General features: G+C 62.9%; 23 protein-coding genes and 1 riboswitch. Of the genes, 10 read left to right on the top strand and 13 right to left on the bottom strand.

What is annotated here, in order from left to right:
• Positions 1–124: 124 nt before the first annotated feature.
• Entirely contained in the window at positions 125–1,099 is a 975-nt protein-coding gene (gene hemB / locus ACF8GB_RS07755; RefSeq protein ID WP_027916474.1) for a porphobilinogen synthase, read from the bottom strand.
• Positions 1,100–1,267: 168 nt separating this feature from the next.
• Positions 1,268–2,161 carry a PA4780 family RIO1-like protein kinase gene (locus ACF8GB_RS07750; protein WP_392526790.1) on the bottom strand — a complete coding sequence of 298 codons (894 nt, stop codon included), beginning with the start codon at positions 2,159–2,161 and terminating at the stop codon, positions 1,268–1,270.
• Between the two features lie 192 nt (positions 2,162–2,353).
• On the opposite strand from ACF8GB_RS07750, the gene ACF8GB_RS07745 reads away from it, so the two are divergent.
• Entirely contained in the window at positions 2,354–3,034 is a 681-nt protein-coding gene (locus ACF8GB_RS07745) for a response regulator transcription factor (RefSeq protein WP_058605448.1), read from the top strand.
• The gene (locus ACF8GB_RS07740; RefSeq protein ID WP_392526788.1) at positions 3,012–4,403 is read left to right on the top strand and encodes a sensor histidine kinase; all 1,392 of its coding nucleotides are present in this window, start codon (positions 3,012–3,014) and stop codon (positions 4,401–4,403) included. The genes ACF8GB_RS07745 and ACF8GB_RS07740 overlap by 23 nt, the downstream gene beginning before the upstream one ends.
• A 149-nt stretch (positions 4,404–4,552) precedes the next feature.
• On the opposite strand, the gene ACF8GB_RS07735 is transcribed toward ACF8GB_RS07740, so the two are convergent.
• Entirely contained in the window at positions 4,553–4,858 is a 306-nt protein-coding gene (locus ACF8GB_RS07735; protein WP_167339427.1) for a DUF3077 domain-containing protein, read from the bottom strand.
• Positions 4,859–5,408: 550 nt separating this feature from the next.
• Here ACF8GB_RS07735 and ACF8GB_RS07730 point away from each other — a divergent pair.
• The gene (locus ACF8GB_RS07730) at positions 5,409–6,479 is read left to right on the top strand and encodes an enoyl-CoA hydratase/isomerase family protein (RefSeq protein WP_196126665.1); all 1,071 of its coding nucleotides are present in this window, start codon (positions 5,409–5,411) and stop codon (positions 6,477–6,479) included.
• A 15-nt stretch (positions 6,480–6,494) separates the two neighbouring features.
• Positions 6,495–7,646 carry an acyl-CoA dehydrogenase family protein gene (locus ACF8GB_RS07725; RefSeq protein ID WP_392475649.1) on the top strand — a complete coding sequence of 384 codons (1,152 nt, stop codon included), beginning with the start codon at positions 6,495–6,497 and terminating at the stop codon, positions 7,644–7,646.
• A gap of 56 nt (positions 7,647–7,702) precedes the next feature.
• Here ACF8GB_RS07725 and ACF8GB_RS07720 read toward each other — a convergent pair whose 3' ends face one another.
• Both ACF8GB_RS07720 and ACF8GB_RS07715 read right to left on the bottom strand, forming a co-directional pair.
• Positions 7,703–8,635: a LysR family transcriptional regulator gene (locus ACF8GB_RS07720; RefSeq protein WP_392526787.1), complete on the bottom strand. Its 933-nt coding sequence runs from the start codon at positions 8,633–8,635 to the stop codon at positions 7,703–7,705.
• Positions 8,636–8,640: 5 nt separating this feature from the next.
• Positions 8,641–9,354, bottom strand: a complete 714-nt coding sequence (locus ACF8GB_RS07715; RefSeq protein ID WP_392526786.1) for a tRNA (adenine(22)-N(1))-methyltransferase — start codon at positions 9,352–9,354, stop codon at positions 8,641–8,643.
• 126 nt (positions 9,355–9,480) lie between these two features.
• On the opposite strand from ACF8GB_RS07715, the gene ACF8GB_RS07710 reads away from it, so the two are divergent.
• Together ACF8GB_RS07710 and ACF8GB_RS07705 are read left to right on the top strand one after the other, a co-directional pair.
• On the top strand, positions 9,481–9,861 hold the full coding sequence (locus ACF8GB_RS07710; RefSeq protein ID WP_058638290.1) for a RidA family protein: 381 nt from the start codon (positions 9,481–9,483) through the stop codon (positions 9,859–9,861).
• Between the two features lie 223 nt (positions 9,862–10,084).
• Positions 10,085–12,085, top strand: coding sequence for a U32 family peptidase (locus ACF8GB_RS07705; RefSeq protein WP_196121675.1), 2,001 nt, complete (start codon positions 10,085–10,087; stop codon positions 12,083–12,085).
• Positions 12,086–12,093: 8 nt separating this feature from the next.
• Here ACF8GB_RS07705 and ACF8GB_RS07700 read toward each other — a convergent pair whose 3' ends face one another.
• Positions 12,094–13,416: a sigma-54 dependent transcriptional regulator gene (locus ACF8GB_RS07700; protein WP_058638292.1), complete on the bottom strand. Its 1,323-nt coding sequence runs from the start codon at positions 13,414–13,416 to the stop codon at positions 12,094–12,096.
• 339 nt (positions 13,417–13,755) lie between these two features.
• Here ACF8GB_RS07700 and ACF8GB_RS07695 point away from each other — a divergent pair, with 339 nt between their 5' ends.
• On the top strand, positions 13,756–14,022 hold the full coding sequence (locus ACF8GB_RS07695) for a hypothetical protein (protein ID WP_058638293.1): 267 nt from the start codon (positions 13,756–13,758) through the stop codon (positions 14,020–14,022).
• 102 nt (positions 14,023–14,124) lie between these two features.
• On the opposite strand, the gene ACF8GB_RS07690 is transcribed toward ACF8GB_RS07695, so the two are convergent.
• From ACF8GB_RS07690 to cobW, 4 genes are all read right to left on the bottom strand, one after another.
• Positions 14,125–14,682 (bottom strand): VWA domain-containing protein, encoded by a 558-nt coding sequence (locus tag ACF8GB_RS07690; RefSeq protein ID WP_058638294.1) that lies wholly within the window; start codon positions 14,680–14,682, stop codon positions 14,125–14,127.
• 107 nt (positions 14,683–14,789) lie between these two features.
• On the bottom strand, positions 14,790–15,800 hold the full coding sequence (locus ACF8GB_RS07685) for an ATP-binding protein (RefSeq protein WP_078478555.1): 1,011 nt from the start codon (positions 15,798–15,800) through the stop codon (positions 14,790–14,792).
• 1 nt (position 15,801) lies between these two features.
• Positions 15,802–19,563, bottom strand: a complete 3,762-nt coding sequence (cobN, locus tag ACF8GB_RS07680; RefSeq protein ID WP_392526785.1) for a cobaltochelatase subunit CobN — start codon at positions 19,561–19,563, stop codon at positions 15,802–15,804.
• Between the two features lie 3 nt (positions 19,564–19,566).
• A complete protein-coding gene (cobW, locus tag ACF8GB_RS07675) occupies positions 19,567–20,625 on the bottom strand; it encodes a cobalamin biosynthesis protein CobW (RefSeq protein WP_392526784.1) in 1,059 nt (352 codons plus the stop codon).
• Positions 20,626–20,724: 99 nt separating this feature from the next.
• A riboswitch (cobalamin riboswitch) is annotated at positions 20,725–20,938 on the bottom strand.
• A gap of 291 nt (positions 20,939–21,229) precedes the next feature.
• Here cobW and ACF8GB_RS07670 point away from each other — a divergent pair.
• The 3 genes from ACF8GB_RS07670 to ACF8GB_RS07660 all read left to right on the top strand — a co-directional run bounded on the left by ACF8GB_RS07670 (position 21,230) and on the right by ACF8GB_RS07660 (position 24,826).
• Positions 21,230–22,828 carry an ATP-binding cassette domain-containing protein gene (locus tag ACF8GB_RS07670; RefSeq protein ID WP_392526783.1) on the top strand — a complete coding sequence of 533 codons (1,599 nt, stop codon included), beginning with the start codon at positions 21,230–21,232 and terminating at the stop codon, positions 22,826–22,828.
• A 74-nt stretch (positions 22,829–22,902) separates the two neighbouring features.
• Positions 22,903–23,943, top strand: coding sequence for a branched-chain amino acid aminotransferase (locus ACF8GB_RS07665; protein WP_256674249.1), 1,041 nt, complete (start codon positions 22,903–22,905; stop codon positions 23,941–23,943).
• Between the two features lie 163 nt (positions 23,944–24,106).
• Positions 24,107–24,826 (top strand): TorF family putative porin, encoded by a 720-nt coding sequence (locus tag ACF8GB_RS07660; protein ID WP_058638299.1) that lies wholly within the window; start codon positions 24,107–24,109, stop codon positions 24,824–24,826.
• A gap of 41 nt (positions 24,827–24,867) precedes the next feature.
• Here the strand turns inward: ACF8GB_RS07660 and ACF8GB_RS07655 are convergent, their stop codons facing one another.
• The 3 genes from ACF8GB_RS07655 to ACF8GB_RS07645 form a co-directional block, all read right to left on the bottom strand.
• The gene (locus ACF8GB_RS07655) at positions 24,868–25,761 is read right to left on the bottom strand and encodes a DMT family transporter (RefSeq protein WP_326383717.1); all 894 of its coding nucleotides are present in this window, start codon (positions 25,759–25,761) and stop codon (positions 24,868–24,870) included.
• An 88-nt stretch (positions 25,762–25,849) separates the two neighbouring features.
• The gene (locus tag ACF8GB_RS07650; protein ID WP_326383718.1) at positions 25,850–26,278 is read right to left on the bottom strand and encodes a RidA family protein; all 429 of its coding nucleotides are present in this window, start codon (positions 26,276–26,278) and stop codon (positions 25,850–25,852) included.
• A 143-nt stretch (positions 26,279–26,421) separates the two neighbouring features.
• Positions 26,422–26,634 carry a PLDc N-terminal domain-containing protein gene (locus tag ACF8GB_RS07645; protein ID WP_023535666.1) on the bottom strand — a complete coding sequence of 71 codons (213 nt, stop codon included), beginning with the start codon at positions 26,632–26,634 and terminating at the stop codon, positions 26,422–26,424.
• Positions 26,635–26,715 lie beyond the last annotated feature (81 nt).

Below are 26,715 nucleotides of genomic sequence, written 5' to 3'. Positions count from 1 at the left end.
GATACAAAGGGACACTAAATAATTCAGCGCTTAGCGTTTTTTTGTGAAAGCAGGCACAAGGCGGGATGCGAGCCTTGAGGCACTGGGTTGCTGGGGCGGCTGCGCAGCCCCAGCGACCGCGTTTTCAAATACCTTCCAGCGCCAGGTCCATGGCGAAGTAGGTCAGGATCAAGTCGGCGCCCGCACGCTTGATCGCCCCGATGCTCTCGCGCATGACGCGGCCCTCATCGATGGCGCCAGCCAGTCCACCGAACTTGATCATGGCGTACTCGCCGCTGACCTGGTAGGCCGCCAATGGCAGGCGCGAGGCGTTACGGATGTCGGCAATCACGTCCAGATAGGCACCGGCCGGCTTGACCATGAGCACGTCGGCGCCTTCCTGCTCGTCGAGCAGTGATTCGCGCACCGCCTCGCGGCGGTTCATGGGGTTCATCTGGTAGCTCTTGCGGTCGCCCTTGAGCGCCGTACCGCCCGCTTCGCGGAAAGGCCCATACAACGAAGAGGCGAACTTGGTGGAATAGGCCATGATCGCCGTGTCATGGAAGCCCGCGCCGTCCAACGCGCTGCGTATCGCCTGAACCTGCCCGTCCATGGCCGCCGAAGGCGCGATGAAATCCGCACCTGCCGCTGCGGCGATCACGGCCTGCTTGCCGAGGTTGGCCAAGGTGGCGTCGTTGTCCACGCCGTGGTCATGCAGCACGCCGCAGTGGCCGTGGCTGGTGTATTCGCAGAAGCAGGTGTCGGACATCACGACCATTTCCGGCACTGCATCCTTGCAGATCCGCGACATGCGCGCGACCAGGCCGTTTTCATTCCAGGTGTCGCTGCCCACGGCGTCCAGGTGGTGGGAGACCCCAAAGGTCATTACCGAACGGATGCCGGCACGGGCGTACCGCTCGATTTCCTGCGCCAACAGCTTCTCGGGAATGCGATTGACGCCAGGCATGCTCTTGATCGGCACGAAGTCATCGATACCCTCCTCCACGAAGATCGGCAGGATCAGATCATCGAGGCGGAACTCGGTCTCCTGAAAGACGCTGCGCAGCGCTTGGCTCTTGCGCAGACGGCGGGGACGGACGGACGGAAAAAGAGTGGACATGACAGCTCCAGAAAGATGAACGGCGTATACCTTAAGCCCGAGCCGCGACACTGGAAAGGCCAAATGACGAGATATTGTCTTGCGTCAAAGGCAATGACCGTCGCGCAGGCCGAAACCTGGCCGGCGCGGCCTGATGTATGGGGTGGGCGCACCGGTAGGTTGGCTGTGTCAGCGCAGCCAGGGCGGGGTTGGCTCTTCAGCCTGCGGTTGCCCTTGCTCGGCCTCGGCTCGCGCTTCGCGGCGGCGGGCATCGTCCAGCCGGGCGGCGTCGATCTCGCGCATGATGCCGGCCACGTCCGCTGCCTGCTCATCTTCAGCGAACAACCCCGTGAGTGGGCTGTCGGGGCGCAATTCGCCGGCTTCGTAGAGGGCCCACATTTCCTGCGCGTAACGGGTGGCTTTCAGCTCAGGGGCAAAGCGTCCAAAATAATGCGCCATGTTCGACACATCGCGCTGCAGCATGCTGAACGCATGGTTGTTGGCCGCAGCGTCCACTGCCTGGGGCAAGTCGATGATCACCGGCCCGTCCGGACCCAGGAGTACGTTGAACTCCGAGAGGTCGCCATGGACGAGCCCTGAGCAGAGCATCAGTACGATCTGGCTGATCACGAACCCGTGATAATCCCGCGCCTGGTCCGCCTCGAGGTGAACATCGTTCAGCCGGGGCGCAGCATTGCCATCGGCATCGGTTACCAGCTCCATGAGCAGCACGCCATCCTGGAAGTCGTAGGGCTTGGGTACCCTGACGCCTGCCCCAGCCAGCCGGAACAACGCGGCCACCTCGGCGTTCTGCCAGGCATCCTCGGCTTCCTTGCGCCCGTACTTGCTGCCCTTGGCCATGGCCCGGGCCTGACGGCTGTTACGCACCTTGCGCCCTTCCTGATACTCGGCCGCCTGGCGGAAACTGCGCTTGTTGGCTTCCTTGTACACTTTGGCGCAGCGCACCTGGTTGCCACAGCGCACCACGTACACGGCGGCCTCCTTGCCACTCATCAACGGCCTCAGTACCTCGTCGACCAGGCCATCCTCGATCAGGGGTTCGATTCTCTTGGGTGTCTTCATCAGGCTGTGTTCGGGTCCTGGCTGTGATGCGGCCTATCCTCTCACAGCCGAGTCGCACTTGCTTGCCCATGTGCTGCCCATGCCGATAAACAAGCAAGGCCATGCAACAGGCGCCAGATGAATTATTCTTAAATCGCCTGCTGGCCGTTCTTTGGCACAATCAGGCTTTCATCTGGATGTTCGGGATCCCGCATGCCTCGCGTACTCACCATCGAAGACGACGCCGTCACCGGCCAGGAAATCGTCGCTGAACTCAACAGCCATGGCTTGGACGTTGACTGGGCCGACAATGGTCGCGAGGGCCTGGCCAAGGCTATCGCCGGCGGCTATGACCTGATTACCCTTGATCGCATGCTGCCGGAGGTGGACGGGCTGACCATTGTTACTACTTTACGCAATCTCAAGATCGCCACGCCGATCCTGATGATCAGTGCGCTGTCTGACGTGGATGAACGGGTCCGAGGCCTGCGTGCAGGCGGCGACGACTACCTGACCAAACCGTTCGCCTCGGACGAGATGGCAGCGCGCGTCGAAGTCTTGCTACGCCGTAACAGTGTGCCCATGACGCAGACTCGCCTGCAGGTGGCCGACCTGGAGCTGGACCTCATCACCCATGAAGCCCGACGCGGCGAGCACACGCTCAATTTGCTGCCCACCGAGTACAAACTGCTGGAATACCTGATGCGGCACAGCGGTCAGGTGATTACCCGGATGATGATCTTCGAGGAGGTCTGGGGATATCACTTCGATCCAGGCACCAACCTCATTGACGTGCACATCGGCCGCCTGCGCAAGAAGATCGACCTGCCTGGCCAGTCGCCGTTGATCCGTACCGTACGGGGCTCCGGTTATGCCATTGCTGAACCCGTCTAAGGGCTGGAGTTCTTCCACGAGCCGGCTGCTGGCGCTCTACAGCTTCCTGTTCGTGGCCTGGAGCAGCATCCTTATGGGGGTGCTGTACTTCGAGGTTTCCAGCTACCTGAACAAACTCACCCGTCATTCGATGCTGCAGCGCCAACACCTGTTCGCGCACATGAGCGGCAAGCAACTGGACGACGCCCTGATTGCGAGCCAAGCCTTCGAAGAACGCAGCTTCGATGCCTATGGCCTGTTCGACGCGCAACTCAACCCGCTGGGCGGTAGCGTACGTGCCCTTCCCCCTGGGCTGGCGCTGAACGGCAAGATCCACGAGCTCAAGCGCTGCCTGAACGCCGACGACCCGAACATGCCGCGCCATAGCTGCGATGCGGTGGCGATCAAGGTGCAGGATGGCCGCTGGTTGGTGTTGTTCCGGGACAACGGCTCGTTGTTCGTTGTCACACGTATCATCCTCGACGCCTTGCTATGGGGCATTTCGCTAACGCTGATTCCAGGTTTCGCAGGTTGGTACCTGCTCAGGCGCCGGCCACTCAAGCGCATCCGCGCGGTACAGGCTCAGGCCGAGCTGATCGTGGCGGGCGACCTTACCCATCGCTTGCCGCTGTCGGCACGGCGCGATGAGTTGGACATGCTGGCGGACATCGTCAACGCCATGCTCGACCGCATCGAGCGCCTGATGCATGAGGTAAAAGGTGTGTGCGACAACATCGCCCATGACCTGCGCACGCCGCTGACGCGGCTGCGCGCCCAGCTGTACCGCATACGCCAGCAAAGCGATGCCGATACCGCCCAGGCCGAGGCACTGGATCAAGCCATTGGTGAAACCGATACGCTGATGGCACGCTTTCGCGGGCTGTTGCGGATCAGCGAGCTGGAAGATCGCCAGCGCCGCGCAGGGTTCACGCAGCTGGACCCACATGACCTGTTGGTGGAACTGCACGATTTCTACCTGCCACTGGCGGAGGACGGTGGCATCCAATTGACCTTGCACCAACCAGGGCAACAGGCGCCGCTGCATGGCGACCGCGAATTGTTGTTCGAAGCACTGGCCAACCTGGTGGGCAACGCCATCAAGTTTACGCCCGAAGGTGGGCAGGTGCAGATCACAGCTTCCCAAGATGACACTGGCGTGCACCTGGCGGTGGAGGACACGGGACCTGGCATTGCCGAACAGGAGCGTACTGCTGTGCTCAAGCGGTTCTATCGCAGTGACGAGGGGCATCGGCATGCGGGCTTCGGCCTGGGTTTGTCCATCGTGGCGGCGATCGTGGACTTGCACGGGTTTGGGTTGGAGATTGGTGAAAGTCGGTTAGGCGGGGCGAAGTTGGTGTTGCATTGTCCTCTTGCGGGTTTGGTCAAGTAAGCCGAGGCAAGGCTGGCAACCGCTCCGGTGGCACCAGAGCATTCCTTATATCGACCATGACCGCTTTCACCCTGGGAGTTCGCTAACTACCAAGGGCGGAGCGAGGCAATTGACTCCGCCACTCGCTAGAGGCACCTCGCTGTCGTCAACTAGCGGTCAGGTACCCGCCGCTGAGCCTCTAACCCACTCAACAAAGCCTCTACCACCGCCGTGGCCGATTCCAGCCCATGGTCATTGCCCAGCAACAGGTCGAAGCAGGTCCCCCTGGCCAACTCCATGGCCTTCAGATTGGCGGCATAGGCGCCACGCAACAGCGTGGACAGGTGCACGAGCGCGTCTTCAAGATCGACGCCCGGACGTACTGAAAACAAAGGCGGATGGCTACTTTCACAGGTAGAGAATGAGGTGGGCGCGGTTGTGAGACTGGCAGGAGGATCAGGTAACCCTTTTGTCATGGTGTTCTCCTTGATTCATCAGGAGCCGCCACGCAACGTGACCAAACGAATGGGTGGCGACTGTACGCGGGTTGGTCAACCGGGAATCAAGGAAACCGGCGCGCACGGAGGCGCCCCACGCACAGCCGCCATGACACGAGACAGCCGCGCACAAAAAAACGCCGACTGATTCGCTGAGCGGCGCTGATGCGCCTTGATGATTGCGGGTGACCAAACCCGGCTGCTGGATTTACAACAGCCCGCGAAGACCAACCCTCTCCCACGGTGCTTTCAAGCCAAGAGCCCCGCTTGTAACACTTGTAATAGCCATAGCGTGGCGCCGATAACGCACCCTTGGCGCCTGATTCGCAGCTACAGTGAACGGCTATGAAGCCTCAAGGCTGGTTCCAACCGACGCGGACTCACAGCACCACGGGCCCCGGCGCAAAAATGCACGATGCCCCTGCACAATTGTCGATTGTACGAGGCAAATTCGCATGCCAGGATCCAGCGATCCTCCAGCGAACTCCAGATTTCACATGGAAAATCAATAACAAGCAGGGAGACCGCAATGACAGCGCTTATTCAAACGCCGGTTACCGAACACATCCTGAGCGAGGTTCGCAACCAGATCGGCCACCTGCGTCTCAACCGCCCCGCCGGATTGAACGCCCTGACTTTGGACATGGTGCGCAGCTTGCGCAAGCACCTGGACGCCTGGGCTAACGACCCGAACGTACGCGCCATCGTCTTGCGCGGCGAAGGCCCGAAGGGCTTCTGCGCCGGTGGCGACATCCGCTCGCTGCATGACAGCTACAAAGCCGGCGACGACCTGCACGAGGCTTTCTTCGCCGAAGAATATGCCCTGGACTTGCTGATACACCGCTACCGCAAGCCCATTTTGGTGCTCATGGACGGCTTCACCCTCGGCGGTGGCATGGGCCTGGCACAGGGCTGCGACCTGCGCGTGGTCACCGAGCGCAGCCGCCTGGGCATGCCAGAGGTAGGCATCGGCTATTTCCCCGACGTAGGGGGCAGCTACTTCCTGTCACGCCTGCCGGGCGAGCTGGGGACCTACCTCGGCGTAACCGGTACACAAGTCCAGGCGGCCGATGCCCTGTATTGCGGCCTGGCCAACTGGTATGTGACGAGCGACAAGATCGAGGCCCTTGATCGGGAGCTGGACCAGTTATCCCTGAGTGACAATCCGCTCAAGGACTTGCAGAACCTGTTGGCGCGCCTGGGCACCCAGACGCTGGAAGGTCCGCCACTGGCCGCGCTCCGTCCAGCGATCGATCATTTCTTCGCCTTGCCCGATATCTCAGCCATCGTCGAGCAGTTGCGCGCCGTCAGCATCGGCGATAGCCATGCCTGGGCCGTGGCCACTGCTGATCTGTTGGAAACCCGATCCCCCCTGGCCATGGCCGTGACGTTGCAGATGTTGCGCCGCGGTCGACAGTTAAGCCTGGAAGACTGCTTCGCAATGGAGTTGCATCTGGATCGCCAGTGGTTCCAGCACGGCGACATCATCGAGGGCGTACGCGCCTTGATCATCGACAAGGACAAGCAACCGCGGTGGAATCCCCCTACCTTGCAGGGCCTAGAGCGCCAGCGGATCGACCAATTCTTCGAAGGCCTTTGAGCCTGGGAGCAGCAGATGCAAGACGTGGAACTGAGCGAAGAGCAGATCATGATCCGCGACATGGCCCGCGACTTCGCCCGCGGCGAGATCGCGCCCCACGCCCAGGCGTGGGAAAAGGTTGGCTGGATTGATGACGCCGTCGTGCGCAGCATGGGTGAACTTGGCTTGCTGGGCATGGTGGTCCCCGAGGACTTCGGCGGCAGCTATACCGACTACGTGGCCTATGCGCTGGCGGTCGAAGAGATTTCAGTCGGGTGTGGCTCCACCGGGGCCTTGATGAGCATCCACAACTCGGTAGGGTGCGGCCCGTTGCTGGCCTACGGTACCCCTGAACAGCAGCAGCACTGGTTGCCGCGGCTGGCCAGTGGCGAGGTGATTGGCTGCTTCTGCCTGACCGAGCCCCAGGCGGGATCCGAAGCCCATAACCTGCGCACGCGCGCCGAACTGGTCGACGGGCAATGGGTGATCAACGGCAGCAAGCAGTTCGTCAGCAATGCCCGTCGCGCCGGGCTGGCCGTCGTGTTCGCCGTGACCGATCCGGAGCTTGGCAAGAAAGGGCTGTCGGCGTTTCTCGTACCTACCGACAACCCCGGCTTCAAGGTCGATCGCACCGAACACAAAATGGGTATTCGCGCCTCCGATACCTGCGCGGTGACGCTCGAGCAATGCCGCATTCCGGCTGCCAACCTGCTGGGCGAGCGCGGTAAAGGCCTGGCGATCGCCCTGTCCAATCTCGAAGGCGGGCGAATCGGCATTGCGGCCCAGGCACTGGGCATCGCCAGGGCTGCCTTCGAAGCAGCGCTGGGCTACGCCCGGGAACGTATTCAGTTCGGCAAGCCAATCCACGAACATCAGAGCATCGCCAACCTGCTGGCCGACATGCAGGTGCAGATCAATGCGGCGCGCTTGCTCATCCTGCACGCCGCGCGCCTGCGCAGCGCTGGCAGACCGTGCCTGTCCGAAGCGTCACAGGCCAAGCTGTTTGCCTCTGAGATGGCCGAGCGGGTGTGCTCGATGGCCATACAGGTCCATGGTGGCTACGGCTACCTTGAGGATTATCCGGTCGAGCGGCATTACCGCGATGCGCGCATCACCCAGATCTATGAAGGGTCGAGCGAAATCCAGCGGATGTTGATCGCACGTGAGCTTAAACACTACGCACTGTAAGGCCCGGCCTTCCTGGCCAGGCTTGGACGGACGGCGGGGCTTGTGCCCCGCTGCCGTCAGCGGCAATAACGGGGATCTTCGACCACCTGGGCGTGGGCGGCGAAAATCGGCGGCAGCCGCTCTTTGAGGTAGTCGATCCAGGTTCGGACCTTGGCGTCCAGGTAATGCCGCGAGGGGTAAATCGCATACAAGGCATTTTCCCGCAGCCGGTAGTCCGCCAGCACCCGGTACAGGCGCCCTTGCTCCATGGCCAGGCTGGCGGTGTAGAACGGCAACAGGCCGATACCCATGCCCAACTCGCTGGCGACCAGCATGGCGTCCGCCACGTTGGTCATGAAGCTGTCCTGGGGTGCGATGACGCAATCGCCACCTGCCTGCGGGAACACCCAGTCACCCTCGTACAGCGGGTAGGCCATGCGCAGGCAGCGATGCTGGTGCAGGTCGTCGGGCCGTGCAGGTACGCCTTTTTCATGCAGATAACCGGGCGCGGCACAGGCAATGCTGAAAATCGCGCCCAAGGGGACGGCAATCAGCTGTGAGTCCGGCAATGCCTGGTCGACGGTGATGACCACATCATGCCCTTCAGCCAGCGGGTCGGGGTTGCGCTGGGAAAGCGTGAGCTCGATGACCACTTCGGGACAAAGCGCGTTGTAGCCTGCCACCAATGGCATCAACAACAACCCAAGCCCATGGGGACAATGCACACGCAGCCGGCCACGGGGCGTGAGGTGAGCACCACGTGCCTCCCCCACTGCCTCGTCGGTCAATAGCAGTATCTGCCGTGCGCGCTCGAGAAAACGCTCCCCCGCCTCGCTCATGCGCAAGCGTCGGGTGGTGCGGTGCAGCAATCGGGTTTGCAGCTGATTCTCCAGCTCCGCCACGATGCGCGAGACCTGCGCGGCGGAGATGTCCAGCGCGTTGGCCGCCGCGGCGAAGCTGCCGCACTCCACCACCCGGACGAAGGTACGCATGGCCTGCAACATGTCCATGAAAGCTAGTCCTCGAGGTGGGGGCGTTCGGCCAGCAGGCGGGTGATCCAGTCCACCTGTTGTTCGAAGTCGGCGACCTTGGCAGGCGGCACTGCGACGCGGGCCTGGGCGAAATTGGCAAGGGTCTGCTTTTTTTGCCCGAGCATGCGCTGCCACTTCACGTGAAATGCCTGGCCATGGTCCCGCATCAACAAGGGGCCGAAATACACCTGCTGAGGACTGTAGGCCGCATGACCGGGTTCTGCCACGATGATTTCGTAGTCGAAGCGGTGCTCGCGCAGCACCTCTTCAGCGACGATACGGTAGCCGTTGCTCATCAGCCACTGTCGCACCTGCGGTTCGGCGCCATTGGGTTGCAGTACCAGGCGCTCGACACCCGCCAAACGAGCTCTGCCCGCTTCGAGAATCTCGCACAGGGTCTCGCCGCCCATGCCGCACAGGCTCACGGCCGTGATGCGGTCCTCAGGGATGATGGCCGCCAAACCATCGGCCAGGCGCACGGCAATGCGCGACTCGAGCCCCTGCTTGCGCACGTTACGCTGAGCGGCCGCATAAGGGGGGCTGGCCACCTCCCCGGCCACTGCGTACTCGATGCGCTCGCGAAGCATCAACGCTACGGGCAAGTAGCCATGATCAGAACCGATATCAGCCAGACGCGCGCCCTGGGGCACATGGGTGGCCACACGCTCCAGGCGCATGGACAAGGTGTGTTCGTTCACGGTAAGCCTCTCTGCAATGGCGGCGATTCTGACCGTGAATGCCGCGCTTTGCAAAAAACCGGCCTCTCGACCGGCGCAGGCCGCTCGCGTAGGCTTGAGGCTTTTCCACCGTGCAAGGCAGACCCCATGGCACATGCTGATATCGTCTACACCCCAGACAGCGACCCAGAATCCATTTCCTCCGATGTCGCCGAATACAACGGGATGCTGGTAACCACTCAGGTCCCGGTGCACCCTGACGGTAGCCTCGCGTTGGGAGATATCGTCGAGCAAAGCGAATGCACGCTGCAGGCCTTGAAGGATGCTCTGGAGAAAGCCGGCAGCGGTATGGACCGGGTGCTGCACCTGACCATCTACCTGACCGACATGGCCGACCGCGCCGCCTTCAACCAGGTGTACCAGCGTTTCTTCGCCAAACCCTGGCCAGTGCGCGCCGCCGTAGGCGTGGCGGCGCTCGCGTTCGAGGGCATGCGCGTGGAAGTGACGGCGATGGCGGCCAAAGGCTGACTGAACAGGATCGGAGGCCGTTGCGGGCCTCGACTGGCATGATCCAGACCTGTGCCCGCTGTTTTCAAGGCCAGAACCTTGGGCGTGCGGCCTGGGCGTGGGACCGGCTGCGATAGGCTGCGCAGCCGCCCCGGCCATCCGGCCAGCGCAGCCTGAGGGTGTCGCCCAGCACAATCGTCGGTACAATGCCCGGCTATACCGTGACAGCCGAAACCATAACGACATGTCCCTTCCCAAGCATCACCTGGAACTGCTCAGCCCTGCCCGCGACGTGGCCATTGCCCGCGAGGCCATCCTGCATGGCGCCGATGCCATCTATATCGGCGGCCCTAGCTTTGGCGCACGCCATAATGCCTGCAACGAGGTGGGCGATATCGCCGCGCTGGTCGAGTTCGCCCATCGCTACCATGCGCGCGTATTCACCACCATCAATACCATCTTGCACGACAACGAGCTGGAGCCGGCGCGCGCGCTGATTCACCAGCTGTACGACGCTGGCGTCGATGCGCTGATCGTGCAGGACCTGGGGGTCATGGAGCTCGACATCCCACCCATTGAGCTGCATGCCAGTACCCAGACCGACATTCGTACCCTGGAGCGGGCCAAGTTTCTCGACCAGGCTGGCTTTTCTCAGCTGGTACTTGCACGCGAGCTGAACCTGCAGCAAATCCGGGCCATCGCAGCCGAAACGGACGCCGCCATCGAGTTCTTCATCCATGGCGCGTTGTGCGTGGCGTTCTCCGGGCAATGCAACATCTCCCACGCCCAGACCGGTCGCAGCGCCAACCGGGGCGACTGCTCCCAGGCGTGCCGTCTGCCCTACACGCTCAAGGACGACCAAGGCCGGGTGGTGGCGTTCGAAAAGCACCTGCTGTCGATGAAGGACAACAACCAGACCGCCAATCTGCGCGACCTGGTCGATGCCGGTGTGCGCTCGTTCAAGATCGAAGGGCGCTACAAGGACATGGGCTACGTGAAGAACATCACGGCCCATTACCGCAAGGAGCTCGACGCCATCCTGGAAGACCGTCCTGGCTTGGCCCGCGCCTCGAGCGGTCGTACCGCACACTTCTTCGTACCGGACCCGGACAAGACGTTCCACCGCGGCAGCACCGATTACTTCGTGACTGACCGCAAGGTCGATATCGGCGCTTTCGACTCCCCTACCTTCACCGGCCTGCCAGTGGGTGTGGTGGAGAAAGTGGGCAAGCGCGACCTGCAGGTCGTCACCGACGTGCCGTTGACCAACGGGGATGGCCTCAATGTGCTGGTCAAGCGTGAAGTGGTAGGCTTCAGGGCCAACATTGCCGAGGCACGCGGCGAATTCGAAGAAGACGGCCAAAAGCGCTTCCGCTACCGGGTGGAACCGAACGAGATGCCTGCCGGGCTGCACAAGCTAAGGCCAAACCATCCGCTTTCGCGTAACCTGGACCACAATTGGCAGCAGGCCCTGCAGCGTACGTCGGCCGAACGCCGCATCGGTGTAAGCTGGCAGGCGGTGCTGCGCCAGGAGCGCTTGACCCTGAACGTGACCAGCGAGGAAGGCGTGCAAGTGCAGGTCGCCCTGGATGGCCCATTCGGCCCGGCGAACAAGCCCGAGCAGGCGCTGGACCAACTGCACGACCTGCTTGGCCAGCTCGGCACCACGCTCTACCACGCCGACAGCATCGAACTGGACGCCCCGCAGGCGTTCTTCATTCCCAATTCGCAGCTCAAGGCCCTGCGCCGGCAGGCCATCGAGACGCTGACCGAGCAACGCATACAGGCGCACCCCCACGGCCGGCGCAAGCCGGAAACCTCGCCACCACCGGTCTATCCCGAGTCGCACCTGTCGTTCCTGGCCAACGTCTACAATCAGAAAGCCCGGGATTTCTACCACCGTCATGGTGTGCAGTTGATCGACGCGGCCTATGAAGCCCACGAAGAACACGGTGAAGTGCCGGTGATGATCACCAAGCACTGCCTGCGCTTCTCCTTCAACCTGTGCCCCAAGCAGGCCAAAGGGGTGACCGGGGTGCGTACCAAGGTGGCGCCGATGCAGCTGGTCCAAGGGGATGAAGTACTGACCCTGAAGTTCGACTGCAAACCCTGCGAGATGCACGTGATCGGCAAGATGAAGAACCACATCATCGACCTGCCCACCCCTGGCAGCGCCGTGGCCCAGGTCGTAGGCCACATCAGCCCGGAAGACCTGCTCAAGACCATCGTCCGCGCGCCTCACTGAGGCGCGTTTCAGCGTATCTGGTGCTTGTGCAACAAACGATAGAAGGTCGGCCGCGAGATGCCCAGCACCTTGGCTGCAACGCTGAGGTTGTCGCTGTGACGGTCCAGCACATCGCACAACGCCTGGCGCTCGGCCTTGTGCTTGTACTCCTCCAGCGTGCCCAGCGGCGGCTGTTGTGCAAACGGCTGCAAACCCAGGTCCTTGGCCTCGATCTGGCGCCCTTCGGCAAGCACCAGGCCACGCCGCACCCGATTGGCCAGCTCACGCACGTTACCCGGCCAATCGTGCCGGCCCATGGCCATCAGCGCGTGCTCACTGAAAGAGCGTGGCCGCCTGCCGGTTTCCAGGCTGTAGAAATGGGCAAAATGATTGGCCAGCATCGACAGATCGCCATGGCGGTCACGTAACGGGGCGGTGACCACCTGCAGCACGTTCAAACGGTAGTACAGGTCTTCCCGGAAGCGGCCCTGCTCGATGGCCTTTTCCAAATCGACGTGGGTGGCGGCCAACACCCGTACATCCACCGGTACTGGCTGGCTGCCTCCCACTCGCTCGATGTGCTTTTCCTGGAGAAAGCGCAGCAGATTGGCCTGCAGTTCCAGTGGCAGGTCGCCGATTTCATCGAGAAACAGCGTGCCGCCGTTAGCGGCTTCGATGCGACCGATCTTGCGTTGGTGGGCGCCTGTGAACGCGCCCTTTTCGTGCCCGAACAGTTCGGACTGAATCAGGTGCTCGGGAATGGCCCCGCAGTTGATCGCCACGAAAGGCTGCCCGCTGCGCTGGGACTGGCGGTGCAGCGTACGCGCCACCAGTTCCTTCCCCGTGCCGCTTTCACCGCGTATCAGCACAGGCGACTCGGTCGGTGCCAGCTTACCCAGCAGCTTGCGCAATTCTCGAATCGGCCGGCTCTCACCCAGTAGCTCATCCTGGGTGTCGAATGCCTTGACCGTGCCCTTGCCACGCAGCCGCGCCATGCCGAAGGCCCGGCCCAGAGTGACCTGCACCCGCGATTCGTCGAAGGGTAATGTATGGAAATCAAAGAACCATTCACAGACGAAATCGCCGACGGCCGGGGAGCGCAGTTGTTCGGCACTCAGCACCGCAATCCACTCGGTGTTGCTGCGCTTGATCATGTCCTTGACCACGTCAGGGTGCTTGAGGTGCGCTTCATCCAGGCGCAGTACACCTACATCGCAACGATGCTCCAGCGCCTGCGCCAAAGCGCAGCTGGCGACCTCCCACCCGGCCTGAACCAAGCCTGGCGTCAGGCGGTGGCAATCGTCACAAGGATCGACGATGAGCAGGCGGCGTTGCACTGCGGTTTGTTGCATGACCGATCCTTGGCGCCAAGTATTGGTTTCTTGAAATAAAACAGTAAGTTGTGGCGCCCGAATAACAGTAGCAATTAAGTTGACGGTGCCTATGACCGTCTGTCTGCCAACACTGCTTTTCCTAATTTCGCCAGGGAATTTTCGATGGTTAACGTCCTCACATGGGGCGCGTTGAAACAAAAATGAATAATCGTTGATTATTTTGCTGCACCCATGTGACTCAATGCCGACTATCGAGCATCAGTACACATAACCCGCGCTGCATTTCGCGATACATGAGGCGACCTTAAAGCAACGCGGACGTCACTTGAATGTTTGGGACCACAGAGAGACCGAACCATGAATGCCCCGCTCCGTGTCAACGAAGCACTGCTGATCGCCGACCACGCCTTCGAACCCTTCCACTGCGTGGCCTGGGACGCCCCCAACGGCACTGGCGACCTGAGCCTGGCGGTCATCGACCGTACCAGCACCCGCATCGGCAGCAAACAGGTAAACTCGCAAACTTATTCCGACAAAGCTCAGTGGCTTAACCTGATCGAGGAAGTACGCGCAGAACTTTGTGAAAAAGGCTACCACCTGCAGCCGTGGTCGATGCCCAAGTAAATGAACAGCGTTGACATGTGCGTGCTCTGCCACGCACATGTACTTGCGGCCCTGCATATTTCATCCTGCTAACGTGCGACTTGTTGCCGCACCCCGCCGTTATCACTTCATCGCTTCGAAACTAAGCAGGTGTTGATAGTCTGCTGCCAGTTGCTGCGCCAGCCGGCGAGCACGGCCCAGCCGGACCGGGGCCAGCTCCATGTCAACCAGCAAGGTGGGGCACGGCAAGGGCTCGACAGGGTCCCATTGCTGCAGACGACCGTCCGTAAACACCAGGCAGCGCACTTCCTCGTTCGGATAGGCCTTGCGCCGATTGCCCAGCCACTGCCTGGCTTGCTCCAGCGCCGGCAGCAACGGGGTGCCCCCTCCCGCCCCAAGCGCCTGCAACCAAGGTTGCAGCGCGGCCGAAGCCTTGAGCCCATGGCGCTGCCATTGCGGTGCACTGCCACTTGCCGTCAACAAAGCCAGCCGTGCGCGCTGGCGGTAGGCATGGTCGAACAATGTCGCCAACAGCCCTTTCGTGTGCGCGAGCGCCTGATGGCGACGCGTCGAGGCGGAGGCGTCGACGATGATCAGCCATAACTGAGCCGGTGCGCCTCTGCGGGTGTGCCAGCACAAGTCGTCGCGGTGCCGAGGCCGGCCCTTCAACAGGCTCGGCAGCCAGGCGACCTGGCCAGCACTGGCAGCCTGGGCCCGACCGCGGCTTGCACCTGCGCGCGCACCCTTGCCTGCTTGCGCACCCGTCGTCTTGGCCGGCTGACGGATGCTCAGGGCTTTTTTGCCCAGCTCGGCACCTCACGCCTTGGCCCGCTTGCCACAGGCTGTGGGGCCAAAGCACCCCAATCCCCCTGCCCGCCTTTCTCGGCCGAGCTGCTGCCGGTCTGTGCCTGGGGCTGTTCGGGGGCTGCGGGCGGTGTAGCCTGGGCAGGCGACTGCCTGCGATGGCGCAAGGCGAAATCTTCCACCGCGTCGATGTCAGACACCTCGATGGCCGCCGCCCCGCGCCATGCGCAGTGAGCGCGGGCGGCGCGCAACCACACCAGGTCTGCCCGCAGCCCATCCACTCCGGCGGCGTAACAGCGCTCGGTGATACTGGCCAAGGTCCGGTCATCCAGCGCGATGTCGTCCAGCGCCTGGCGCGCTGCATGACAGCGCTTGCGCAAGCCCTCCTGGGCCGATGCCCACTCGGCGCGGAACGCCAGGGGGTCATGGTCGAAGGCCAGCCGACGCCGGATGATCTGTTGCCGTGCATCAGGTGCGGGTAGACCGTCGAGCGCCACATTCAGACCGAAGCGGTCGAGCAGTTGGGGACGCAACTCGCCCTCTTCGGGGTTCATGGTGCCGATCAAGACGAAGCGCGCATCGTGACGATGGGAGATGCCGTCGCGTTCGATACGGTTGGTGCCACTGGCGGCGACATCGAGCAGCAAGTCAACCAAGGTGTCCGGCAGCAGGTTGACTTCATCCACATAAAGTACGCCGCCATTGGCCTGAGCCAGCACACCGGGGGAGAACTGCGCCTTGCCTTGCCCGAGTGCCGCATCCAGGTCGAGTGTGCCCACCAGGCGCTCTTCACTGGCGCCCAGCGGCAAGGTCACGAAAGGCCCATCGCCCAGCAGGTCAGCCAAACCGCGGGCCAGGGTGCTCTTGGCCATGCCGCGCGGACCTTCGATGAGCACCCCGCCGATCCTGGGGTCGATGGCCGTCAGGCACAGCGCCAACTTCAAGTCGTCGGCCCCCACCACGGCGGCCAGGGGAAATTGTGCAGCGTCGTTCATTTCAAGCCTGTTCCTCGCCATCGAGCAGCTGTTCTTCCAGGGCATCGCGGTACTCGCCGGGGGACTGCCAGAGGCCGCGTTGCTGCGCCTCGATCAGCCGTTCGGTGAGGTCGCGCAGCGCCTGCGGGTTGTGCTCGCGCATGAATTCGCGGGTCGCCGGGTCCAGCACATAGGCATCGGCCAGCGACTGGTAATGATGATCGTCGATCAGGTGCGTCGTGGCGTCGAAGGCGAACAGGTTGTCGACCGTCGCCGCCATCTCGAACGCCCCTTTGTAGCCGTGGCGTTTGACGCCGTCGATCCACTTGGGGTTCAGCGCACGCGCGCGGATCACGCGGTTGAGCTCTTCCTTCAACGTGCGGATGCGCGGTCGGTCCACCTGGCTGTGATCACCGTGGTAGCTGGCCACGGACGCGCCTGCCAGCGTTTCAGTGGCCGCCAGCATGCCGCCCTGGAACTGGTAGTAGTCGTTGGAGTCGAGCACGTCATGTTCGTGATTGTCCTGGTTTTGCAGCACCGCCTGCACCTTGCTCAGGCGCTCGACGAACTGTGCCCTGGCCGGCGTGCCCTCGTCCTGCCCGCCATAGGCGTAGCTGCCATGGTTCAGGTAGACCTCGGCCAGGTCTTCACGGGTTTGCCACAGGCGCCCATCGATCGCATTCTGAACGCCAGCCCCGTAGGCACCTGGCTTGGCGCCAAAGACACGCCAACCGGCCTGGCGAGCCGCCTGCTCAGCGTCTACACCCTGCTGCTGCAAAGTCGTACGCTCGCTGCGCACGCGCGCAGCCAACGGGTTCAGATCATCGGGTTCATCAAGACCGGCCACGGCCTGAACGGCAGCATCGAACAGGCGGATGAGGCTGCCAAAGGCGTCCCGGAAGAAACCCGACACCCGCAGCGTCACGTCCACCCGCGGGCGGTCCAGCAGGCTCAGGGGCAGTATCTCGAAATCGTCGACCCGCTGGCTGCCGGTGGCCCAAACGGGCCGCACACCCATCAGTGCCATGGCCTGGGCAATGTCGTCACCACCGGTGCGCATGGTCGCGGTCCCCCACACCGACAGCCCGAGCTGGCGCAAGTGGTCGCCATGGTCTTGCAAATGACGCTCGAGTATCAGGTTGGCCGACGCGAAGCCTAGCCGCCACGCTGTGGTGGTCGGCAAGTTGCGCACATCGACGGTGTAGAAATTGCGGCCTGTGGGCAGTACGTCAAGCCGACCACGGCTGGGCGCGCCACTAGGCCCTGCAGGCACGAAGCGCCCAGCGAGCGCTGCAAGCAGCCCGTTCATCTCGGCGGCGCCACAGGCGTCCAGGCTCGGCGCCACGGTATCGCGCAGGTGATCGACAACGGCCTGAACGGGCTGGCCAAGTTCCGCCTCCAGCGCTGGCAGCGTGCCGTCGAGCGCACCCTCGATAACCTGTAATGCCAGCAGTTCGAGGCGCTCGCGGGTATCGCCAGCCGTACGCCAGGCCTGGTCGCTGATGTTCAGCAGTAGCGTGGGCCGTGGGCCTTGCCAGGGTTGCCCCAGGTCACAGTCCAGCGGATCGAAGCCAGGGACCAGTGCCTTGGCCAGCGCGCGCAACACACTCGCATTGCCGCCACGCCCATCGCCACGCTCAACCCGCAGCAGTGCCAGCAGCGTGTCCAGGCGCAACCGTCCCTCGGGCGACTGGCCGAATACATGCAGGCCATCGCGGATCTGCGATTCCTTGAGGTCGCACAGGTAGGTGTCAAGGCGTGGCAACCAGACGGTTGCATCGTCAAGCTGCCCTTCGAGTTGCAATTCCCGGTCGATGTGGTGGGTCCTGACCAGCTCGAGGATGTCGCGTTGCAACTCACGGGCGCGGCGCGGATCGAGCAATTGTGCTTCGTAGAATTCGTCGGCCAATTGCTCCAGGTGGCGTAGCGGGCCGTAGGTCTCGGCGCGGGTCAGCGGCGGCATCAGGTGATCGATGATCACGGCTTGCGTGCGTCGCTTGGCCTGCGCGCCCTCACCTGGGTCGTTGACGATGAACGGATAGATGTTGGGCAGCGGCCCGAGCAGCGCATCCGGCCAGCACGTATCGGACAGCCCTACCCCCTTGCCCGGCAGCCATTCCAGGTTGCCGTGCTTGCCGACATGGATGACAGCGTCGGCCGCATACACATGCCTTAGCCAGAAATAGAACGCCAGGTAGCCATGGGGTGGCACCAGGTCCGGATCGTGATAAACGGCGCTGGGGTCTACCTGATAGCCGCGAGCAGGCTGGATGCCGACGAAGGTCATCCCCATGCGCACCCCTGCCACCATCAAACGGCCCTGGCGGAACATCGGGTCCTGCTCCGGTAGCCCCCAGCGCTCCAGTACCGCCTGGCGGTTGGCGTCCGGCAGGCGGTCGAATGCCGCCTGGTAATCGACCAGGCTCATGCTCTGGGCACAGGGCCGCTGGTCGATCTGGTCGAGGTCGTTGGTCACACCGCCCAGCAATTGATGGATCAACTGGGTACCGCTCTCGGGCAGCTCGCTGACCGGGTAGCCTTCAGTGCGCAGCGCACGCAAGATATTGAGCGCCGCAGCCGGCGTGTCCAGGCCCACGCCATTGCCGATGCGCCCATCGCGCGTGGGGTAGTTTGCCAGGATCAACGCCACGCGCTTGTGCGCATTGGGCTGGCGCGCCAGGGTCACCCAGCGCCGTGCCAGCTCGGCCACAAAATCCATGCGCTCGGGGTGGGCGCGGTAGCACACCACATCCGATTGGCTGCGTTCGCTGTGCCAGGCCATGTCCTTGAAGCTGACCGGCCGGGTGATGATGCGGCCGTCCAGTTCCGGTAGCACGATGTGCATGGCCAGGTCACGTGCGCCGAGGCCCTGCTCGCTGGCCTCCCAACCCGGTTGGTTGTCCTGCGCGCAAATGGCCTGCAACACGGGTATGTCTCGTCTTAGGGGGCGCAGGTTAGGACGCTCCGGGCTGGACAGGGCGAAACCCGTGGTGTTGAGCACAACCTCGGCGCCGACCATGTCGAGCCATGCTTCGACCTGTTCCAGGCAGGCGCTTTCCTTCAGGCTGGCCACCGCAATCGGCAACGGGTTCAAACCTGCTGCCTGCAGGCGCTGGCAGAACACATCGATGAAAGCCGTGTTCGCTGCTTGCAGGTGCGAGCGATAGAACAGTATCGGCGCCACCGGATGATCGGCATGCCAGTGCGGGTACCAGTCCTCCAGCGTCCCACTGCCCACCTGAGGGTGGTAGACCGTCGTGCGAGGCAACGCCCGCGGCTCGGCCCAGGGATAGTCACGGTCCAGCCACTGACTGGCTAGGTAGTAGAACAGGCTGAGTGCGTTGGCCTTGCCACCCTGGCGCAGGTAGTGCCACAACTGCTCGGCTTGCGCCCCCTGCACGGACCCAAGCCCGGTCAGTTCCGGGTCGGGACGGTCGTCGCCGGGCACCAGGATCACGTGCACGCCGCGCTCGGCGAGCGTAACCAATTGTTCCACACCGTAGCGCCAGTACCCCACGCCGCCGTGCAGCGATACCAGGATGACCTTGGCGTGCTGCAAGACCTGATCGACATAAAGGTCGACCGAAGCGTGGTTCTGCACCTGCATGGGGTTGGCCAGGCGCAGGCTGGGATAGTCGCCGGGCAACTGCTCGGCGCTGTCGGCGAGCAAGGCCAGGTGCGAATCCCCGCTGCAGAGGATGACCAGTTCGGCAGGCGTCTGGCCGAGGTCGGCAATGCTGTCGTCCGGCACGAAGCCGCCGGGCTGGGTCCGCAGCAGGTGCATGGGTCAGGCGCCCAGAGCGTGGCGCAGACGCGCTTCGAGCTGGGCGGGGTCAAGGTCCTGACCGATCAGCACCAGGCGCGTGACGCGCGGCTCTTCGGCGCGCCAGGCGCGGTCGAAGTGCTTGTCGAAGCGCGTACCTACCCCCTGGATGAGTAAGCGCATCGGCTTGCCAGCGATGGCGGCGAAGCCTTTGACGCGCAGGATGCCGTACTCGACCACCAGTTGGTTGAGCGCCTCGATCAGCACCCGCTCATCGGATTCGGGGAGGTCGATGGAGATGGAATCGAAGGCATCATGGTCATGGTCATCGCCGTCGTGATGGGCATCGTGGTGGGTCGGGCGGGCGTCGATGTGCTGCTCGGACTCGGCGCCCAGGCCCAGCAACACCTCCAGCGGCAACTTGCCACTGCTGGCTTCGATGACTTTGACAGCCGCTGGCAGCTCTTCGGCGACCTCGGCACGCACCTTGGCCAGGCCATCGGCATCGATCAGGTCGGCTTTGTTCAACACAACCAGGTCGGCGCTGGCCAGTTGGTCAGCGAACAGCTCGTGCAGGGGGGACTCGTGGTCCAGGTTCGGGTCCAGCTTGCGCTGGGCGTTGACCTGGTCCGGGTAGGCGGCGAAAGTGCCTGCGGCAACGGCGGGGCTGTCGACCACGGTGATCACCGCATCGACGGTGCAGGCGGTGCGGATCTCAGGCCATTGGAAGGCTTGTACCAGCGGCTTGGGCAACGCCAGGCCGCTGGTTTCGATCAGGATATGGTCCAGGTCGCCGCGGCGCGCCACCAGTTCGCGCATCACCGGGAAGAACTCTTCCTGGACGGTGCAGCACAGGCAACCGTTGGCCAGTTCGTACACCCGGCCATTGGCCTCTTCCTCGGTGCAGCCGATGCTGCACTGCTTGAGGATGTCGCCATCAATGCCCAGCTCGCCGAATTCGTTGACGATCACGGCGATGCGCCGACCCTGTGCGTTGTCGAGCATGTGGCGCAACAGGGTAGTCTTGCCCGAGCCCAGGAAGCCGGTGACGATGGTAACGGGGAGCTTGGCCAGTGTTTTCATGTTGCAGTGCCCTTGGCAGAATGGCGCGGGCATGCAGGACGAGCGCCGCCGACCAGACAGGCCAGGCATGTTCGCCACCGGATCACCCCGCCCGGTTTAAAGTCGAAAACGTTGCGAGGCAGGTCTCCTGGCTTGCACCTGCGCCAGGCACGGTCATCAGGACCGGGCTTGGGGGAAGACGCCTTCCCGCGCTTGGCGCAGTGGCAGTGTCGACCCATCGATGGTGCCTACAGTTGCGGGGGCAGCCGCGGCTTGAACCGCGTTCCCGTCTTAGCTCCGGCCTGGCCGGAGAACCTCGAACGGCCAAGGCTACGCAGTGGCTGTCGGGTGGTCAACCGTTGTCGAGGCTGTGGGGAGCCGCACTGCTGCCAGACGGCGACCTTCGTCCCGCCCTCGCCCTCGCCACCCACGAATAAAGTGCAAGGCAGTTACCCTTTCTCTTCATCGCCTGCCCGCTTTACGCGCTGACCATCCTCCTCTACCCTTCCCACTTCCCCTTCATGAGGTATTCGTCCAATGCGCCATTGATGCCGCCGTCTGCTTGACGGCCAGTCTTCACTTTCCGGTCGCCACCGGAAATGTCGCGGCATTTGTGGAGTTGCACATGACGACTACGTCGATCCTGACGCTGGACAGCGTCACCCTGGTCTTGCCAGATGGCAGGCCACTGTTCACCGATCTCACCCAGACCTTCGACACTACCCGGACCGGCCTGGTAGGCCGCAACGGCGTGGGCAAGAGCCTGCTTGGCCAACTGCTCGCTGGCCGGCGTTCACCCAGCAGCGGCACGTGCCAGCGCTTGGGCCGTGTCCATCTTGTCGATCAACAGGTGATCGACACCAGCAAGACCGTGGCCGATCTGGCCCAGATGGGGCCCTTGATCGCAGCGCTCGAACGGATCGCACTCGGCAGCGTGGAGGCGGCTGACTTCGACACCGTCGGCGAGCGCTGGGATGCGCCCGAGCGCCTGCGCGCCCAGCTGCACCGCCATGGCCTGGGCCACCTGGACCTGCAACGCCCTGTCCATACCCTGAGCGGCGGGCAGGCCATGGGCGTGGCGCTGATTGGCGCCTGGTTGAGCGAGGCCGACTTTCTCATACTCGATGAACCTACCAACCACCTGGACGACCACGGTCGCACGCAGTGGCTGGCGATGATGCAAACCTGGAACCGCGGCTTGCTCGTGATAAGCCATGACCGTTCTCTACTCGAGCACATGGACTGTATCCTCGAACTGTCAAGCCTGGGCCTGAAAGCCTATGGCGGCAACTTCAGCCACTATCAGGCACGAAAGCGCTGCGAGACCACGCAAGCTGTGCAGCAGTTGGCACACCTCAAGCGCTCCCAGCAGCAGCAAGCCAGAGCCCAGCTACAGCAACGCCAGGCACTGGACAAAGCCCAGGCCCGGGCGGGGCGCAATGCCAAGGGCGTGAACCAAGCCAAGATCCTGCTCGATCACCAGCAGCAAGGCGGCCAGGCGACGCTTGGCAAGCAGCGCCGACGCCATCGGGCGGCCGGGCAACAGCTGATCGACAGGGTGCGGGACGCTGCGCAAGCGGTCGAAAGAGCCTGCGAAATTACCGTGCACACGCCAACGCTTGAGCCCAATGTCCAGCGGCAGGTGGTACTGCTGCAAGCCTTGCGCCTGCCGCATGGCACACAAGTACCCATCGACCTCAGCCTGCGCCAGGGCCAACGTTGTGCCCTGACGGGCGTCAATGGCAGCGGCAAGAGCACACTGCTGAAAATGATCGCCGGCCAGTTGCCAGCGCCTGCAGGCCACCTCAAGGTCACAGACCAAACGGCGCTGCTCGACCAGCACTGCAGCGTGTTGTCGGCCGACATAAGCGCGCTGGAACACGTAGAACAGGCCAACCCGGCACTGGATCAGAGCCATGTACGCATGCTGCTGGCTCAGCTGGGCCTGGACGCTGCACGTGTCGCGCTGCCCAGCAGACTGCTCAGTGGAGGCGAACGCATAAAGGCGGCCCTGGCGGCGATCCTGTACCGCAGGCGCCCGGTGGAGCTGCTGCTACTGGACGAACCTGGCAACCACCTCGACCTGCCATCGCTCAAGGCCCTGCAAAAGATGCTGGAGCGGTTCACCGGTGCGCTGATGATTGCTTCCCATGACCAGGTGCTGCTCGATGCGCTGAGGCTCGACTGCGCCTTACGCCTTGAAGGGCCGAGCATCAAGTGGTGATAGGACATTTCCGATCCGGCGAAGATGTATTAAGGTGGCGTGTGCGCATATAACAGCAGCCCGAACGTGGGCACTTGCAAGACAACGAGGGTGTCATGAGCAACGAAAGCATTAACTGGGACAAGCTCGGCTTCGACTACATCAAGACCGATAAACGCTATCTGTCTGTCTGGCGCGATGGCGCGTGGGATGAAGGCACCCTGACCGAAGACAACGTGCTGCATATCAGCGAAGGCTCCACGGCCCTGCATTACGGCCAGCAGTGCTTCGAAGGCCTGAAGGCCTACCGTTGCAAGGATGGCTCGATCAACCTGTTCCGCCCTGACCAGAATGCCGCCCGCATGCAGCGCAGCTGTGCGCGCCTGCTCATGCCCCACGTGCCCACCGACGTGTTCATCGAAGCCTGCAAGCAGGTCGTCAAGGCCAACGAGCGCTTCGTGCCCCCCCACGGCAAAGGCGCCCTGTACTTGCGCCCATTCGTCATCGGCACGGGTGACAACATTGGCGTGCGCACTGCGCCGGAGTTCATCTTTTCCGTCTTCGCCATCCCGGTAGGCTCGTACTTCAAAGGCGGCATGAAGCCTCACAACTTCCAGATCTCCAGCTTCGACCGCGCGGCTCCGCAAGGGACCGGCGCTGCCAAGGTGGGTGGTAACTATGCCGCCAGCCTGCAACCAGGCTATGAGGCGAAAAAGGCCAACTTCGCCGATGCCATCTATCTGGACCCGTTGACCCATTCCAAGATCGAGGAAGTAGGTTCGGCCAACTTCTTCGGCATCACGGCCAATAACGAGTTCGTAACGCCCAAGTCGGCTTCGGTGCTGCCGGGTATTACCCGCCTGTCCCTGATGGAGCTGGCGCAGTCTCGCCTGGGCCTGACCGTTATCGAAGGGGATGTGGAAATCAGCCAGCTGGATCGCTTCGTCGAGGCAGGTGCCTGCGGCACTGCGGCGGTGATCACTCCCATCGGCGGCATCGAGTACAACGGCAAGCTGCATGTTTTCCATGACCTGGAGAAGGTCGGCCCCGTTACCCAGAAGCTCTACAACGAATTGACCGGCATTCAGAGCGGCGACATCGAGGCTCCGGCAGGCTGGATCGTCAAAGTGGCCTGATCATTCACACTGCATGATCTCGAAGGCGCGCTCCTCAGGGGGCGCGCCTTTTTTTGCACGTCGAAACAGGCCATTGCGTGCCCGAGCAGGCAACAAGGTTTCCTCCGCGCGCCAGGCCCGGTATCCTTCAAGGCTCTACTGCAAGCCCTTCAGGAAGCCGACCATGATCAGGCCCCTTCTAGTGCTGAGCGCAGCCCTGCTGTTGAGCCCCACGCTCCTGGCCCAGCAGATCAAACGTGAAGTGGGCGACTTTGACTTCACCCTCAGTACGACGCCTACTCGCAGCATGGCCCAGGGGCTTATTTCCCCAGCCGCTACCGGCGCCTTTCACGGCGGCCTGGATTTCAGTCACACCAGTGGTTGGTACGTGGGGCAATACACACCCAGCATGGGCGTGGCGCCAGGGTCCACCCTGCGGGTCGACAACTACGTCGGCTACAAGCATCACTTCGACAGTACCCTGGGTTACGAGATCGGCGTGATCCACTACAGCCAACCCAACATCGCAGGTGCAGAGAGCCATGCACTGTATGGGGGTATTTCCATAATGGGCAGCCGATTCGGCGGGGCCTTGCGAGACAACCCAAGCAACCGGATCGGCACCCTGTATGCCGATTTCGGGCAAGTCCCCCTGCTCAACGCCGACCTGACGGTCAAGCTGGCCCATCATCGGCTCGGCACCCCATTCACGATCGGCGACGGCAGCCAGGTCAACGGTTTCTCCGACTGGTCCATGCAGCTGTCGCGCCCCTGGTTAGGCCTGGACCTGAACCTGATCTACAGCGACTCGAACCTGACCGGTGGCGGCTGCGATGCTTATTCGGGGATCAACACCTATTGCGAGAGCGTGGTAACCCTCAAGGCCCAGCGCAGTTTCTTCTAGGCAAGCCTGCTCACGCTCAGCCTTTGCCGGCCACTGCCACCTCAAGCCTGTGTCGGCGCCCGTGGACGGGGGGCAGTGACAGCGATGGCCACCCCGCCCAGGACAATCGCGCAGGCAGCCATGGCACGTAGCGACAATGTCTCGCCGATCACGAGCATTCCACCCAACGCGGCGATCACCGGCACGCTCAGTTGCAACGTGGCGGCTTGTTGCGCGCTGATGCGCCGCACCACGCTGTACCAGACGGCGTAACCTGCCGCCGATGCCAAAACCCCAGAGCACACTGCAAAGAACACGCCGGCCATCGAGAACCGCAGCTCGGCACCGAGAACCATCAGCGGCGCACACACGGCTAGGAAGGGCACGCTGCGAATGAAGTTGCCCGCCGTGTCGGCCAGCGGCCGAGGTGATCCCTGCCCCAGCAAGGTGTAGATCCCCCACGCTATACCCGCGACTACCATCAGCAAGGCGCTCGTCAGTGTAGGTGCGTGGCTGCCAGGCAGCAGCAACACGATCAGGCCTGAAAAAGCCATCAGCATGCCTGACAACGTGCGCAGGCTGATCCGTTCCCCACGCAGCAACGCCATGCCGAACATGGTCAGCTGCACAGCGCCAAACAAGAGCAATGCCCCTACCCCTGCATTCAAATCAAGGTAGGCGACGGAGAACAGAAAGGCGTAGCAAAATAACGCCAAGCCACCTCGCCAACTGCCGGCAGCGCCTGAGCAGGGACTGCGCAGCCGTACCAGCCACCACAGGCACAAGGCGCCGCTGCCCAGGCGCAGCGCGGTGAAGCTGATAGCGTCGACGGCGCCATCCTTGAGCGCCAGCCGGCAAAAAACCGAGTTGGCAGCGAAGGCCATCAAGCTGAACATGGCCGGCCAGAACCAGGTGCCCAGCAACGGCCGTTCGATCGGAGATGAGGTCGTGCTCATGGTGTGGTCACCTCTGAGAACCGCTGTGCTTATCGCGCAGGAAGGCGCAAACCTGAGCAGAGATTTACTACACAGCCAGTCGATGGCGCTACCTACCTTGGGAGGAGACAGGCAGCGCCGCCACGGCATCCACCTCGATGAGCATCCCGTCCAGGGCCAGGCGTGGGACCGGTATGAGCGTACAGGTAGGCTTGAGGGCCTGGCCCCACGCGTGGTCCACAGCTTCCACCCATTGCTGGAGCCGCGCCTGGCTATGGTCGACGATCAGTAGGGTGAGCTTGCAGACATGCTCAAGGCCCGCCCCTTTGCTGGACAAGGCCAGCTCCAGGTTGGCAAGGGCCTGGCGCGCCTGATCGGCGAAAACAGGGGATAGAGCCCCACTGGCCTGCTCCCCACCCTGACCCGCGATGAAAAGCAGCCTGCTCCCTGAGCGCACGTCGGCCACATGGGAGTATCCGTTGCCATTGGGGTCATACAGAGATTGAGGGTTGCTCAGTTCAAAAGCGGTGGTGTGCATGGTTTGGGCGCTCGGTTCAGGGAATGAGCGCCGAGTATCCAACCTCAAGCAAACCTGAGGTCAAGGGCCGGAAGCGGCCCTTGGACATGATTTATGCGGCTACACCCGCGAGACTGCCAGACGCCCCCGCGCCTGGCGCGCAATCACTTCTCTTCCAGTACTGCCTTGCCCTTGACTGCGCGGGGCCCGCGCCAGGCCCAGATCGGCAGGCCAGGGAACGGTGCCCACACGACGAACACAATCCACAGCATCTTGCGCTCGGCGCGCCGATCGCTGCCCATGATGTGCCAGATCGCCCAGATCTCCAGCAAAATCAAGATGATTGCCACCACGAACCAAATCGTTCCGATTTCCATGAGCTTCCTCCCATTGGCACTTACCCTATTGATTCACCGAAGACGCCCAGGGTTCCGTTCGATTTGAACGGCGCCAGCGTG

Source organism: Pseudomonas sp. xss_4, assembly GCF_043104125.1.
Classification (GTDB): Bacteria; Pseudomonadota; Gammaproteobacteria; order Pseudomonadales; family Pseudomonadaceae; genus Aquipseudomonas; species Aquipseudomonas parafulva_B.
This window is presented reverse-complemented; position numbering and strand designations above follow the sequence as displayed.